Origin of the sequence: Klebsiella sp. CN_Kp066 (assembly GCF_040065135.1) — a bacterium.
In the GTDB taxonomy this organism is placed as follows: Bacteria; Pseudomonadota; Gammaproteobacteria; order Enterobacterales; family Enterobacteriaceae; genus Klebsiella; species Klebsiella oxytoca.
On sequence record NZ_JBEAIU010000055.1, the window covers coordinates 129,278 to 141,908 of the forward strand.

15 protein-coding genes are annotated in these 12,631 nt (G+C 59.8%); 8 read left to right on the forward strand and 7 right to left on the reverse strand.

The annotated features are described in order from the left end of the window. Positions 1 to 97: 97 nt before the first annotated feature. Positions 98 to 514 (forward strand): GNAT family N-acetyltransferase, encoded by a 417-nt coding sequence (locus tag ABLV75_RS22665; RefSeq protein WP_004107025.1) that lies wholly within the window; start codon positions 98 to 100, stop codon positions 512 to 514. A 178-nt stretch (positions 515 to 692) separates the two neighbouring features. Here the strand turns inward: ABLV75_RS22665 and ABLV75_RS22670 are convergent, their stop codons facing one another. Next, positions 693 to 1,340: a TetR/AcrR family transcriptional regulator gene (locus ABLV75_RS22670; protein WP_004107023.1), complete on the reverse strand. Its 648-nt coding sequence runs from the start codon at positions 1,338 to 1,340 to the stop codon at positions 693 to 695. 80 nt (positions 1,341 to 1,420) lie between these two features. Between ABLV75_RS22670 and ABLV75_RS22675 the strand changes: the two genes are divergently transcribed. Next, positions 1,421 to 2,917 (forward strand): MDR family MFS transporter, encoded by a 1,497-nt coding sequence (locus ABLV75_RS22675; protein WP_004107020.1) that lies wholly within the window; start codon positions 1,421 to 1,423, stop codon positions 2,915 to 2,917. On the opposite strand, the gene ABLV75_RS22680 is transcribed toward ABLV75_RS22675, so the two are convergent. Continuing rightward, positions 2,914 to 3,828: a LysR family transcriptional regulator gene (locus tag ABLV75_RS22680; protein WP_348855172.1), complete on the reverse strand. Its 915-nt coding sequence runs from the start codon at positions 3,826 to 3,828 to the stop codon at positions 2,914 to 2,916. The genes ABLV75_RS22675 and ABLV75_RS22680 overlap by 4 nt on opposite strands. A 102-nt stretch (positions 3,829 to 3,930) precedes the next feature. On the opposite strand from ABLV75_RS22680, the gene ABLV75_RS22685 reads away from it, so the two are divergent. From ABLV75_RS22685 to ABLV75_RS22700, 4 genes are all read left to right on the forward strand, one after another. Then, positions 3,931 to 4,557: a pyridoxamine 5'-phosphate oxidase family protein gene (locus ABLV75_RS22685; protein ID WP_004107016.1), complete on the forward strand. Its 627-nt coding sequence runs from the start codon at positions 3,931 to 3,933 to the stop codon at positions 4,555 to 4,557. After that, complete coding sequence (locus ABLV75_RS22690; protein WP_004107014.1) at positions 4,557 to 5,027, forward strand: nuclear transport factor 2 family protein; 471 nt, start codon at positions 4,557 to 4,559, stop codon at positions 5,025 to 5,027. The genes ABLV75_RS22685 and ABLV75_RS22690 overlap by 1 nt, the downstream gene beginning before the upstream one ends. A 255-nt stretch (positions 5,028 to 5,282) precedes the next feature. After that, entirely contained in the window at positions 5,283 to 6,092 is an 810-nt protein-coding gene (nlpA, locus tag ABLV75_RS22695; RefSeq protein WP_017145214.1) for a lipoprotein NlpA, read from the forward strand. A gap of 24 nt (positions 6,093 to 6,116) precedes the next feature. Next, positions 6,117 to 6,977 carry a DMT family transporter gene (locus ABLV75_RS22700; protein ID WP_004107010.1) on the forward strand — a complete coding sequence of 287 codons (861 nt, stop codon included), beginning with the start codon at positions 6,117 to 6,119 and terminating at the stop codon, positions 6,975 to 6,977. On the opposite strand, the gene ABLV75_RS22705 is transcribed toward ABLV75_RS22700, so the two are convergent. Then, complete coding sequence (locus ABLV75_RS22705) at positions 6,969 to 7,523, reverse strand: NUDIX hydrolase (RefSeq protein ID WP_004107008.1); 555 nt, start codon at positions 7,521 to 7,523, stop codon at positions 6,969 to 6,971. The two genes, ABLV75_RS22700 and ABLV75_RS22705, sit on opposite strands and share 9 nt — an antisense overlap. A 169-nt stretch (positions 7,524 to 7,692) precedes the next feature. Here ABLV75_RS22705 and ABLV75_RS22710 point away from each other — a divergent pair, with 169 nt between their 5' ends. Both ABLV75_RS22710 and ABLV75_RS22715 read left to right on the forward strand, forming a co-directional pair. Beyond that, positions 7,693 to 8,472 carry an MBL fold metallo-hydrolase gene (locus ABLV75_RS22710; RefSeq protein WP_004107006.1) on the forward strand — a complete coding sequence of 260 codons (780 nt, stop codon included), beginning with the start codon at positions 7,693 to 7,695 and terminating at the stop codon, positions 8,470 to 8,472. Positions 8,473 to 8,486: 14 nt separating this feature from the next. Continuing rightward, positions 8,487 to 9,440, forward strand: a complete 954-nt coding sequence (locus tag ABLV75_RS22715; protein WP_004107004.1) for a helix-turn-helix domain-containing protein — start codon at positions 8,487 to 8,489, stop codon at positions 9,438 to 9,440. Here ABLV75_RS22715 and ABLV75_RS22720 read toward each other — a convergent pair. The 4 genes from ABLV75_RS22720 to ABLV75_RS22735 all read right to left on the reverse strand — a co-directional run bounded on the left by ABLV75_RS22720 (position 9,437) and on the right by ABLV75_RS22735 (position 12,536). Then, positions 9,437 to 10,486: an NAD(P)-dependent alcohol dehydrogenase gene (locus tag ABLV75_RS22720; protein WP_004107002.1), complete on the reverse strand. Its 1,050-nt coding sequence runs from the start codon at positions 10,484 to 10,486 to the stop codon at positions 9,437 to 9,439. The genes ABLV75_RS22715 and ABLV75_RS22720 overlap by 4 nt on opposite strands. 158 nt (positions 10,487 to 10,644) lie before the next feature. Beyond that, positions 10,645 to 10,947 carry a putative quinol monooxygenase gene (locus tag ABLV75_RS22725; protein WP_004107000.1) on the reverse strand — a complete coding sequence of 101 codons (303 nt, stop codon included), beginning with the start codon at positions 10,945 to 10,947 and terminating at the stop codon, positions 10,645 to 10,647. 1 nt (position 10,948) lies between these two features. Continuing rightward, complete coding sequence (locus tag ABLV75_RS22730) at positions 10,949 to 11,956, reverse strand: zinc-binding alcohol dehydrogenase family protein (RefSeq protein WP_004106998.1); 1,008 nt, start codon at positions 11,954 to 11,956, stop codon at positions 10,949 to 10,951. 112 nt (positions 11,957 to 12,068) lie between these two features. After that, the gene (locus ABLV75_RS22735; RefSeq protein WP_004106996.1) at positions 12,069 to 12,536 is read right to left on the reverse strand and encodes a DUF3237 domain-containing protein; all 468 of its coding nucleotides are present in this window, start codon (positions 12,534 to 12,536) and stop codon (positions 12,069 to 12,071) included. Positions 12,537 to 12,631 lie beyond the last annotated feature (95 nt).

Here is a 12,631-nt window from a genome sequence, read left to right on the forward strand (position 1 = left end):
GCAGGGAATTTAGTCAGGAAATAATGGAGAAAAAAAGGATATTTTGTGAAAGTAGGGTGGTGAATGGTCTGTGAAAAATAAAAAATGGAGATAATCAATGGCATTAATAATAACAGAGAACATTAATCCTACCGATCAAGAAGAGCTGCTGGCGGGCCTGCGGGAATACAATTTGCGCTTTCTCGACCCGGCTCAGTTCGGCGAGCTGGGCGTTTATTCACGCGATGAAGCTGGCGCGATGCGCGGCGGGTTGATTGCCAAACGCAAAGGCAGCTGGCTGTGCATTGAGTATTTGTGGGTCAGCGAAGCTTCGCGCGGCAGCGGCCTGGGCAGCGAGCTGATGTATGAAGCGGAATCTCAGGCGCGGTCGCGTGGCTGCAGCCATATGCTGGTGGATACGTTCAGCTTTCAGGCGCTGCCGTTTTATCAGAAGCTGGGCTATCAGCTGCAGATGTCGCTGCCGGATTTTCCGCACGCGGGTATGCAGCGCCATTATTTATCGAAAGTCTTGTAAATCTGGCTTCAGGAGACCATCCCGGAGGCGGCGCTGTGCGCCTGTCCGGGCTACCCAATTGCAGACGGCTGTGAACCGGGTTAAATCCCCCGGATGGCGGCTGCGCTTATCCGCGCTACTCAACCGCAGACGGTTATAAACCTGTAGCCCGGCTAAGCGCAGCGCGAGCCGGGGGGAATTAGCCGCCGATGCCATTGTCTGTCAACGCCAGGGCATGGCTGACAATCATCTCCCGGTCTACCGATTTTAACCGCGGATCGGTGTGGGTGCGGGAGAACGGCACCAGCACCAGGCTTATCAGAGTGGTAAACAGCAGCTCCGGGGAGAGCGCCGGATTAAGCTTGCCCTCCCGCTGCCAGCGGCGCACCGTCTCCAGCATCTTATGATACTTCTCATCGCCAAAACGCGCGTGCATATGCTGGCGCAGCACCGGCATCTCGCCGATGATCTCCTGCATCCACAGCGGCGCGAACCACGCGTTTTTCTCCGCCATGGTCGCCAGGGTTTTAATGAGCAACGTAAAGGCGGTGACCGGATCGTCGCCGTGCGCGACAAAAATCTGTCCGATCTCGCTGCGTAGCGGCATAAAGCGCTCCTCAACCAGCTTTTCCACCAGCGCTTCGCGCGAGCTGAAGTAGTAGTGCAGCATCGCGGGCGTCACCCCCGCCTCTTTAGCAATGGCGTTCAGCGAAATGCGGGCGATCCCGTGGCGCGCAAACAGCGCCAGGGCAATATCCATCAGCTGTTCGCGGTTGGCGGAGCCGGATTTTTGCCCGCGCGGACGACCGGGACGACGCGGTGCTTCGTTGTCTTTTTGTGCTGACATCTTGTGGCGATCCCTTGACCAGATTCATCATTTCCCTAAATATTAATTATGCATTTAATTAATTTCAAGCGAGTGATGTTATGACATCTGAAGTCGCCACCCAACCGGCGGTACCCTCGATCCGCCTGCTCTTCAGCGCCCTGCTGCTGGTGATGCTGCTCTCGGCGCTGGATCAGACCATCGTCTCCACCGCGCTGCCGACCATCGTCGGTGAACTTGGCGGGCTGGATAAGCTTTCCTGGGTGGTCACCGCCTATATCCTGAGTTCGACCATCGCGGTGCCGCTGTATGGCAAATTTGGCGATCTGTTCGGGCGCAAAATTGTCCTGCAGGTGGCGATTGTACTGTTTCTTGCCGGTTCCGTTCTTTGCGGGCTGGCGCAAAATATGACCCAACTGGTGCTGATGCGCGGCCTACAGGGGCTGGGCGGCGGCGGCCTGATGGTGATCAGTATGGCGGCGGTGGCTGACGTTATCCCTCCCGCCAGACGCGGCCGCTATCAGGGACTGTTTGGCGGCGTCTTTGGCCTGGCGACGGTCATCGGGCCGTTAATTGGCGGCTTCCTGGTGCAGCACGCCTCCTGGCGGTGGATTTTTTATATCAACCTGCCGCTGGGGCTGTTTGCGCTGCTGGTGATCGGTGCGGTTTTTCACAGCAGCAACAAACGCAGCCAGCATCAGATCGACTGGCTGGGAGCGATCTATCTCAGCATGGCGCTGCTGTGCATCATCCTGTTTACCTCCGAGGGCGGCAGCGTCCGCGCGTGGAGCGACCCGCAGCTGTGGTGCATCCTGGCGTTTGGTCTGGTCGGGATCGTTGGCTTTATTCATGAAGAGCGGCTGGCCAGCGAGCCGATTATTCCGCTCTCCTTGTTCCGCAACCGCAGCTTTTTGCTGTGCAGCCTGATTGGCTTTGTTATCGGCATGGCGCTGTTTGGCTCGGTGACCTTTCTGCCGCTCTATTTACAGGTGGTCAAAGAGGCGACGCCGACCGAGGCGGGCCTGCAGTTAATTCCGCTTATGGGTGGCCTGCTGCTGACGTCAATCATCAGCGGGCGCATTATCAGCCGCACCGGCAAGTATCGCCTTTTTCCGATTATCGGCACTTTGCTGGGGGTCATCGGCATGGTGCTGCTGACGCGCATCACTATTCACTCCGCGATGTGGCAGTTGTACCTGTTTACCGGGGTGCTGGGGGCGGGCCTGGGGCTGGTGATGCAGGTGCTGGTGCTGGCGGTGCAGAACGCGATGCCCGCGCAGATGTACGGCGTGGCGACCTCCGGGGTCACGCTGTTTCGATCGATTGGCGGTTCCATCGGCGTGGCGCTGTTTGGAGCGGTGTTTACGCATGTGCTGCAAAGCAATCTCCAGCGCCTGCTGCCGGAAGGCGCGCAGCTGCCGAGGGCGCTGAACCCGGCGGCGGTGCAGAATCTTCCGGCGGAGATTCGCCTCGATTACCTGGATGCCTTCGGGTCCGCTATTCATGCGGCGTTTCTGATGGCCGCCGGCATTATGGCGGTAGCGTTCGCGCTCTCCTGGTTCCTGAAAGAAGCGCCGTTAAAAACCACCGCAGGCTAGACGGCGGCGGCAATACGTAACAGCGCCTGGCGCAGTGCCGGTGTGGCAAAATCGATAAATTTACGCAGCTTGAGCGGAGCCAGATCCCGGGAGGTGTACAGCAGGTGCACCGGCACAGGTTCCGGCTCCGTCGCTTGCAGGATCATCCGTAATTCGCCGCGGGCCAGGCCATCGATCGCCTGGTAATGCAGCAGTCGGGCCACGCCGACTCCCTGGCGGGCAGCCTCGGCGGCGCTCTCCGGCGTGGTCAGTGACAGCACCGGCTGCACCAGCACCAGCCGGTCCTCCGCCTCTTCGGCGTGAAAGCGCCAGCCGCGGTAAGGCATCGGTGATTCAATACCAATGATCGGTAGCTCGGCCAGCTCGCGCGGGCGTTGTGGTATGCCGTATTTTTCCAACAATGCCGGGTGGGCGCAGGTCACGATGCGCATCTCGCCCAGCCGGGTGGCCACCATCCCGCTGTCCGGTAGCGGGCCGATACGTACCGCTAAGTCAATATGGTCGCCCACCAGGTCGGCATTGCGGTCGCTGAGCAGCAAACGGACGCGAATCTGCGGGTAACGAGCGAGAAAACGGGCGACTATCGGTAAAACATGCAGGCGCCCAAACATGGTTGGGGCTGAGAGAACCAGTTCGCCTTTTGGCTCCTGATATTCACCCGCCGCCTGGCGCTCGGCGCGCTCTACCTCTTCCAGAATGCGCCGCGCGGCGGCGACATAATCGACGCCAGCATCGGTCAGCGTCAGCTTGCGCGTAGTGCGGATCATCAGGCGTACGCCGAGGGTATTTTCCAGTTCGCCAATCTGGCGACTGACGGTAGTCAGGGGCATATTTCGCGCCCGCGCAGCCGCCGACATACTGCCGAGTTCGGTCACTTTTACCAGCAGCGCCATCGCGCTAAGTCGGTCCATAATTATCCCGTTTTACGGAAAGATGATTGTCATATTCCCACTATTATCTTTTCTGCCAGCACAGTCCATGATGAGTTACGCCGCAACGCATCGGGAGGATCTATGCCAGCAGAATTTCTTGATATCGCCATGACGCCGGACGTGATGGATGTCCAGCATGAAATGGGCAGCGATGAGCTGTGGCAGGCGCCGCATCGCCAGCGCCGGGGTGAGCGCTTCGGCGCCAGCGAGGAGGCGATGATTGTCACCCGCGACAGCTTCTATCTGGCCACCCTTTCGCAAACCGGCTGGCCCTATGTTCAACATCGCGGCGGTCCGGTGGGCTTTGTGCATCTGCTGGATGAAACCACCCTGGCGATGGCGGATTTTTCCGGTAATCGCCAGTACATCACCACCGGCAACCTGCGCGGCAGCGATCGAGCCTGTCTGTTTTTGATGGATTACCCGCGGCGTGCCAGGCTGAAAATCTACGCCACCGTAGAGGTTGTGGCGGTGGATGCCGACCCGCAGCTGCTGGCGCGGGTGGCCCCGGAGAACTATCGGGCCCGGATTGAGCGCATTTATCGTTTCCGCTTACAGGCTTTTGACTGGAACTGCCCGCAGCATATTACCCCGCGCTACACCGCCCGACAGGTGGCGGAGTATAGCCAGACGCTGCAACAGCGTATTGACGAGCTGGAGCGGGAAAATCAGCGCCTGCAGCAGCGTATTCATACAGGAGATTCATGATGACCGAACAACGTCCGCCTCTGCCGCCGTTCACCCGCGAGAGCGCCGCACAAAAAGTCCGTGCCGCTGAAGATGGCTGGAACAGCCGCGATGCCGCTAAGGTCGCGCTGGCCTATACCGTCGATAGCGAATGGCGTAACCGCAGCGAATTTGTTCACGGCAGAACGCAGATTATCGACTTCCTGCAGCGCAAATGGCGTAAAGAGCAGGAGTACCGGCTGATTAAGGAGTTGTGGGCGTGGAACGATAATCGTATTGCGGTACGCTTTGCCTATGAGTGGCACGACGACAGCGGCAACTGGTTTCGTTCATACGGCAACGAAAACTGGGAGTTTGATCGGCACGGCCTGATGCAGACGCGCTACGCCTGCATCAACGATCTGCCGATAACCGAAAGCGAGCGTCTGTTTCACTGGCCCCAGGGCCGTCGTCCGGACGATCACCCGGGGCTGAGTGAGCTGGGGCTGTAAGGCGCTGTTCTGCGGAACGAGCTTCACCGTTGAAGAGATCCCCGGAGGCGGCGCTGCGCACCTGTCCGGGCTACTCGATCGCAGCCGGCGGTGAATCCGTAGCCCGGGCAGGCGCATCGCGCCGCCCCCGGGAGAAAGGGGAAGATGATTTTATTTCCGGTTGCGGTTTTTGCGTTTAAAACCTCCCCACAAAGTCGTTATAGTTTCAGACGAAAAAATAATAACGATCTTCTATGGACTGACGGGGTGATAACAATGAAATTGCGTTTACGGACAGCCGCCGCCGTGGTGCTGGCGGGCCTGCTGCTGGCGGGCTGCGACCAGAAGGGCAGCGATGCGAAACACATTAAAGTCGGCGTGATTAACGGCGCGGAACAGGATGTGGCGGAAGTGGCGAAGAAAGTGGCCAAAGAGAAATATGGCCTCGACGTTGAGCTGGTGGGTTTTAGCGGCTCGCTGCTGCCCAATGAGTCCACCAACGCCGGCGATCTGGACGCCAACGTCTTCCAGCATCGCCCGTTCCTCGAACAGGATAATAAAGCCCACAACTATCACCTGGTAGCGGTAGGCAACACCTTCGTCTTCCCGATGGCGGGCTACTCGCGCAAAATTAAATCCGTCACCGAGCTGAAAGACGGCGCGACGATTGCCATACCGAACGACCCGACCAACCTGGGCCGCGCGCTGCTTCTGCTCCAGCAGGAAAAGCTGATTACCCTCAAAGCGGGCACCGGCCTGCTGCCGACGGCGGTCGATATCACCGACAACCCGCATAACCTGAAAATTATGGAGCTGGAAGGGGCGCAACTGCCGCGCGTTATCGACGACCCGAAGGTCGACGTAGCGATCATCAGCACCACCTACCTGCAGCAAACGGGCCTTTCCCCGGTGCGCGACGGTATCTTTATTGAAGATAAAAACTCGCCCTATGTGAACATCATCGTGACCCGCGAAGACAACAAAGACGCGGAAAACGTCAAAGCGTTTATCCACTCCTACCAGTCGCCGGAAGTGGCGAAAGCGGCAGAGACAATCTTTAACGGCGGCGCGGTGCCCGGCTGGTAATCACTCACACAAGGAGACGTGGCGATGACCCGGCAACGCCAGGCTGATTTGCTGCTCATAGCCGCGACGGTTATCGCCGCCTGCGGATGGATTTTTTCCCGGGAAGCGATTGCCGGTATGCCGGTTTTCGCTTTCCTCGGTCTGCGCTTTTTCTTCGCCGCGCTGCTGCTGCTGCCTTTCTGCCGCGGCTTTCGCGTCGGCAGGGAGCACTGGCCGCGCATCATAATCAGCGGTCTGTGGTTTGCCTTAAACCTGTGCCTGTGGATCTACTCGGTATCGACGACCCCGTCGCTGGGCGAAGGGGTGTTTATCATGAGCCTGTCGATGCTGTTCGTGCCGCTTACCGCCTGGGTGATGATGAAGGCGAGGCCGGCGCGGGCCTACTGGGAGTGCCTGCCGATAGCGGTTGTCGGTCTCGGCTTGCTCAGCCTGCATATGCCGATTGCGTTTCACCCCAGCCAGGGTTGGTTTCTGCTGACCGCGCTGGTGCAGTCGATCTGGTTTTGCTACACCAGCAAAAGCGCCCGCGAGGTGCCGCTAATCCCGCTGACCACCGTGCAGCTCGGCATTACCGGGATTGTTGGACTGGGGGTCTCCGCCGCCGTTGAAAGCTGGGATCAGCCGTTTACGCTGCCGACCTTCGGCTGGCTGCTCGCCAGTATCGTTATCGCCACCAGCCTGCGCTTCGGCCTGCAAATGAAGGGGCAGAAGTACGCGGCGGTCGCCAGCGCGGCGATTATTATGGTGCTGGAGCCGCTGCTGACGGTGATTGCCGCGGCGCTGTGGTACGGCGAACAGCTACCGCTGCAGAAAATTATCGGCGGCCTGCTGATCCTCGTCGCTCAGCTATGGTTCCGCTGGCGAATGCTGAAGCCGCTACGCTAAACCGGTACGCCGCTGCGCCATCAGATGCAGCAGCGGCACCAGCGATAGCCCGTCCGGCATATCGCCGCGGGCGATCATCTGGCCTATCTCTTCGAGGGTAAACCAGCCCGTTTCCATCACTTCGTCCTGATCTTCATCCATTCCCACCCAGGCCAAATCGCGGGCCAGCCAGGTAATAAACAGCTGATCGCCGCTGCCGTAGGAGGGGTTATAGCGGATAATTTCTTCAGCGTGCTGCGCCTGCCAGCCGGTCTCTTCTCGCAGCTCCCGCAGGGCCGCCTCGCGCGGGTCTTCGCCTTCATCGACGCCGCCGGAAGGAATTGCCCATACCACCCGATCGATCAGGTAACGGTAGTGGCGAATCAGCAGCACTTTGTCATCCTGCATCGCCACAATCCCTACCGCCGGGTGCGGGTAGTGAATAGAATAAAAATCCCGCCGATCGCCGGGCGCCATATCAATCCCAACCTTGCGCATACTGAACCACGGACAATGCGCCAGAACTTCGGCATCATGCAGGTCGTCGGAGGTGAGTTTCTTCTTCATCGTCGCCACTGTTTCTGAAAAATAAGCCTTCAGCACACCATAGCCGGGCGGCGATGGCAACCGTCGCAGATTGGCCCGATTTCATCGTTCATTGCCCAAACGCCCATATTGCGCCAGGCTTGTGGGACGTACGATGTTCAGCAGATGACCGCGAAGAGGAATGAACATCATGAAAATCACCCATGTGCGTAATGCCACCCAGCTTATTGATTATGCGGGTAAAAAGTTTCTCATTGACCCGATGCTTTCTGCCAAAGACGCCTGGGCGGGCTTTGCCGGTACCGCGCGCAGCGAGTTGCGTAACCCGCTGGTGGACCTGCCTTTTTCCATCGAAGCGATCGTTGACGTGGATGCCGTGATTGTTACCCACACCCATCAGGATCACTGGGACGAAGCGGCGATCGCGGCGATCCCCAAAACCCTGCCGGTTTACGTCCAGCATGAGGCCGACGCTCAGCTACTGCGCGGGCAGGGCTTTCGCGATATTCGTCTGCTCTCTGAGGACAGCACGTTTGCTGACGTTGCGCTGGTAAAAACCACCTCGGGCCAGCACGGCAGCGACCGCACCTATGCGGTGCCGGCAATGGCCGAGCGCCTGGGCGAGGCCTGCGGCGTGGTGCTGCGCCATCCGCAGGAGAAAACCCTGTGGCTGGTGGGGGACTCTATCTGGCGCGATGCAGTGGAAGCCGACATGCTCAGGCTGCGCCCTGAGGTGGTGGTGCTGAATGCCGGGTATGCGCACGTCATCGGTTTTGGGCCGATCATCATGGGCAAAGAGGATGTGCTGAAGGCGCACTTCACCCTACCGGAAGCCAAAATCGTCGCCAGCCATATGGAAGCGGTGAACCACTGTCTGCTGAGCCGCGATGAGCTGCGCCAGTACGTGGCTGACAATCAGATTGCCGGGGCGGTCAGCATCCCGCAGGATGGGGAAAGTATGATCTTTTAGAAGCGGAGCGGGCGATGAAACTGACGGAAGTGGCGATTGTGGCGGTGGACGGGTTTAGTCCGTTTCACTACTCGGTGCCCTGTATGCTGTTTGGCGATACGGTCTCGGAAACCAAACGCTTTAACCTGCATATTTGCGCCGAACACCCCGGGCTGCTGAACGCTCGCGACGGCTTTGCGCTGAACGCCAGCGGCGATTTTTCCACTCTGGAGCAGGCGGATATTGTGGTGGTGCCTTACTGGGGGGCGGTGAATCAGCGCCCACCGCAGCCGCTGCTTGACGGCCTGGTTAGCGCGCGTAACAACGGCGCGCAGATCGTCGGCCTGTGTCTCGGGGCGTTTGTGCTCGGCTACGCCGGGCTGCTGGATGGCAGGCGCGCGGCAACCCACTGGGAGTTCGAGCAGGATTTTCAGCGCCTGTTTCCGCAGGTGCGGCTGGATATCAACGCGCTGTACGTTGACGATGAGGGGATCATCACCTCGGCGGGCACCGCGGCGGCGCTCGACTGCTGCCTGTATCTCATTCGCCAGCGCTTCGGCAGCCTTGCCGCCAATCAGATCGCCCGGCGGATGATCGTCCCGCCGCACCGGGAGGGAGGACAGGCGCAGTTTATCGCTCAGCCGGTACCGAAAAACACCCGCGACGCGCGGATAAACGGCCTGCTTGAGTATCTTCAGCAGCATATCCGCGAATCGCATAATCTCGATTCGCTGGCGCAGGTGGCGGCGATGAGCCGCCGTACCCTGACCCGCCATTTCGCCAAAGCGACCGGTATGGGCATTGCCGACTGGCTGGCCGCCGAGCGCCTGCGGCGCAGCCAGATCCTGCTGGAGGCCGGGGATTTACCCGTCGGGCAGGTGGCGGAGGAAGTGGGCTATCGCTCCGCCGTAACCTGGCGTCAGCAGTTTAAAGCGCGCTTTGGCGTCAGCCCGGTGGAGTGGCGGCGCACCTTTCGTCGCCGGGCTTAGCCGCCGAGCGTGGCGCTGTCGATGACGAAACGGTATTTCACGTCGCCTTTAATCATCCGCTCCCAGGCCTCGTTAATCTGGTCGCCGCGAATCAGCTCAATATCGGCGACGATGCCGTGCTCGGCGCAGAAATCGAGCATCTCCTGAGTTTCCGGGATGCCGCCGATCATCGATCCGGCAATTGACCGGCGGCGGAAGATCAGATTAAACACTTCCGGCGAGGGATGCGGCGTGGCGGGCGCGCCCACCAGCGTCATGGTGCCGTCGCGTTTGAGCAGCGTGGTGAAGGCATCGAGGTTATGCGGCGCCGCCACGGTGTTAAGTATAAAGTCGAAGCTTTTCAGATGGGCGGCCATTTCGTTTTCGTTGCGCGAGACCACCACTTCGTCCGCGCCCAGCTCTCGCGCCGCGTCACGCTTGGATTCCGAGGTAGTAAAGGCCACCACGTGGGCCCCCATGGCGTGGGCCAGCTTGATGCCCATATGCCCCAGCCCGCCGATGCCTACGATGCCGACTTTTTTGCCCGGCCCAACGTTCCAGTGGCGAAGCGGCGAGTAGGTCGTGATACCCGCGCACAGCAGCGGCGCGACGGCGGCCAGCTGTTCTTTGGGATGGGATATGCGCAGCACGTAGCGCTGATGAACAACGATCTGCTGGGAGTAACCGCCGAGCGTGTGGCCGGGCGCATCCTGCGTTGGGCCGTTATAGGTGAGCACCATATGATCACAGTAGTTTTCCAGCCCGTCCCGGCACTCCTCGCACTCTTTACAGCTATCGACCATACAGCCGACGCCCACCAAATCGCCAACGGCGTGACCGGAGACGCGGCTGCCCACGGCGGTCACCCGGCCGACGATTTCATGACCCGGCACGCAGGGATAGAGCGTCCCTGCCCACTCGGAGCGCGCCTGGTGCACATCCGAGTGGCAGACGCCGCAATAATCAATGGCGATCTGCACATCGTCCGGCCCCGGCTCGCGGCGGGTGATGGCCATAGACCCCAACGGCTGGCTGGCCGAATTCGTTCCAATAGCGTTGATTTGCATAGCAAAACCTCTTCTACATAATGGCGTTGAATAAAACGGAGGGGGAGAGCGTTTTTTGAGCGGCAGGATCAAGCGTAGCCTGGTTGAGGCGCGATGGGAGGGGGAGAGCTCAAAGGGTTAAAGATGGGCTCACCCCCGCAAACGGAGTGCAGAAAATATCAGGGCGCGACGGGCGTCAGATAATCCAGCCGCAGCGGCCCGGCAAGCAGGCTATCCATCTGCGCAATAAAAGCCTGGAAGTGCGGCAGGGCGATATGCGCGTCCAGAGCCTCCTGATTGCGCCAGGATTCGCGCATATAGAACGTATCCGGCGCATCGCGCAGCTGAAACAGAGCGTAATCGAGGTTGCCTGGCTCCTGACGCGTGGGCAACAGGAGCGCCCGCAGGGCCTGGCGCAGCGCGTCGCTGTGGCCCGGTTTCGCCGTCAGCACCGCGAGAAGTGAAATCGCCTCGCCGCTCATCTTAAAAGCCCTCCAGCACGATTTTGCCCACCGAACGCCCGGTTTCCAGCTGCGCGTGCGCTTTTTGCAGGTTGGCGGCGGTGATGGCGCCGTAGTGCTCGCCGAGGGTGGTCTTAATGGTGTTGTCGTCAATCAGCGCCGCCACGCGGGTCAGCAGCTGATGCTGGGCGATCATGTCCGGCGTTGCGAACATTGAGCGGGTAAACATAAATTCCCAGTGCAGGGAGATGCTTTTCGCCTTCAGCGGCACCACGTCGAGGGTTTGCGGATCGTCGATTAGCGCCAGCTTGCCCTGCGGTGCGAGAGCGGCGATCAGCTGCGGATAGTGCTGGTCGGTATTGGTCAGGCTGGCGACGTGGGTTACCGCTTTGACGCCAATCCGCGCCAGCTCTTCAGCAAGCGGTTTGCTGTGATCGATAACATGATGCGCGCCCGCTTCCCGTACCCATTTCTGGCTTTCCGGACGCGAGGCGGTGCCGATAACCGTCATACCGGTGAGCTTGCTGGCGAGCTGGGTCAGTATCGAACCGACGCCGCCCGCCGCGCCGACGATCAGCAGCGTGTCGCCCGCGTTGCCGCCTTCCTCTACGCCAAGGCGGTGGAACAGTAGCTCCCATGCGGTGATGGCGGTGAGCGGCAGCGCGGCGGCGGCGGCGTTATCCAACGAACGCGGTTTGCGGGCGACGATGCGTTCGTCCACTAACTGAAACTCGCTGTTGCTGCCCGGACGGCCCAGCGCGCCGGCGTACCACACTTCATCGCCCGCGGCGAACAGGGTTACCGCGCTGCCGACGGCTTTAACTACGCCAACCGCGTCCCAGCCCAGCACGCGCGGGGTATCGGCGTTAAAGCCGGCGCGGACTTTGGTATCCACCGGGTTGACGGAAATGGCCTTCACTTCAACCAGCAGATCATGCCCCTCGGCAACCGGCTGCGGCAGCTCGATGTCGGTTAAAAAAGGAATGTTGCTGCCTTCGGTCGCTGCGCGAGTAATGGCGATCGCTTTCATACACTCTCCGGTTTTGAATGAGGTTCATCGTTTGAATGTATTGAGGATAGACCGCGGCACGTAGGGGAAAAATGGCCCGGCGGCGATAACAGTTATATTGAAAAAGTGAAAATCAGCGGACGCGATAAAAATCGAGCGTTACGCCGTCCTGGGAGCGGCCGCCGGAACAGATAAACAGCGAGGTGGTGAGCCAGCGCAGCGCCGGCGCATCCACTTCGAAAGTCGGTACGGTACGAAAATAGATCGCTTCCGGCGGTATATCGCTAAAAAAGCGCATATCGTCGCCAAAAAGACGTTCTTTATACTCTTCGGGTAGGCGGCGAATGCCGTTGTTTTCAATATATACCGTGCCTCCTTCCACGTGTAAGGCATAGCGCGCGGAGAGGCGGCAGGTGCCGTCAGGCTCGATGATCTGGCTGTCGACGCCGCCGGGTAAGACGTGGCCGTTGAGCTCACCGCGTACGATTCCGCTGAGGATAGGGATCAGCTGACGTTTCCCGCTCTGCGGGCTGCGGGAAACGATGACCGGTTTGTCGACCTGAATGGTGATAGAGAAGCTGTGTTTGAGTTCGGGTGTCATCATTGGTCTCCTTTTTAAGCCACGTTATCCCGTTAGTGTAAGGATTTAAAGGTGAAGGGAATAACGCAAACATTGGATGGAAATGATTGGCTGGG

Coding starts and splice junctions, on each gene's coding strand:
- ABLV75_RS22730 (WP_004106998.1), bottom strand. CDS start 11,956: ATGAAAGCGATCGCCATTACTCGCGCAGCGACCGAAGGCAGCAACATT.
- ABLV75_RS22715 (WP_004107004.1), top strand. CDS start 8,487: ATGAAACTGACGGAAGTGGCGATTGTGGCGGTGGACGGGTTTAGTCCG.
- ABLV75_RS22700 (WP_004107010.1), top strand. CDS start 6,117: ATGACCCGGCAACGCCAGGCTGATTTGCTGCTCATAGCCGCGACGGTT.
- ABLV75_RS22690 (WP_004107014.1), top strand. CDS start 4,557: ATGACCGAACAACGTCCGCCTCTGCCGCCGTTCACCCGCGAGAGCGCC.
- ABLV75_RS22705 (WP_004107008.1), bottom strand. CDS start 7,523: ATGAAGAAGAAACTCACCTCCGACGACCTGCATGATGCCGAAGTTCTG.
- ABLV75_RS22685 (WP_004107016.1), top strand. CDS start 3,931: ATGCCAGCAGAATTTCTTGATATCGCCATGACGCCGGACGTGATGGAT.
- ABLV75_RS22670 (WP_004107023.1), bottom strand. CDS start 1,340: ATGTCAGCACAAAAAGACAACGAAGCACCGCGTCGTCCCGGTCGTCCG.
- ABLV75_RS22680 (WP_348855172.1), bottom strand. CDS start 3,828: ATGGACCGACTTAGCGCGATGGCGCTGCTGGTAAAAGTGACCGAACTC.
- ABLV75_RS22725 (WP_004107000.1), bottom strand. CDS start 10,947: ATGAGCGGCGAGGCGATTTCACTTCTCGCGGTGCTGACGGCGAAACCG.
- ABLV75_RS22675 (WP_004107020.1), top strand. CDS start 1,421: ATGACATCTGAAGTCGCCACCCAACCGGCGGTACCCTCGATCCGCCTG.
- ABLV75_RS22720 (WP_004107002.1), bottom strand. CDS start 10,486: ATGCAAATCAACGCTATTGGAACGAATTCGGCCAGCCAGCCGTTGGGG.
- nlpA (WP_017145214.1), top strand. CDS start 5,283: ATGAAATTGCGTTTACGGACAGCCGCCGCCGTGGTGCTGGCGGGCCTG.
- ABLV75_RS22665 (WP_004107025.1), top strand. CDS start 98: ATGGCATTAATAATAACAGAGAACATTAATCCTACCGATCAAGAAGAG.
- ABLV75_RS22735 (WP_004106996.1), bottom strand. CDS start 12,536: ATGACACCCGAACTCAAACACAGCTTCTCTATCACCATTCAGGTCGAC.
- ABLV75_RS22710 (WP_004107006.1), top strand. CDS start 7,693: ATGAAAATCACCCATGTGCGTAATGCCACCCAGCTTATTGATTATGCG.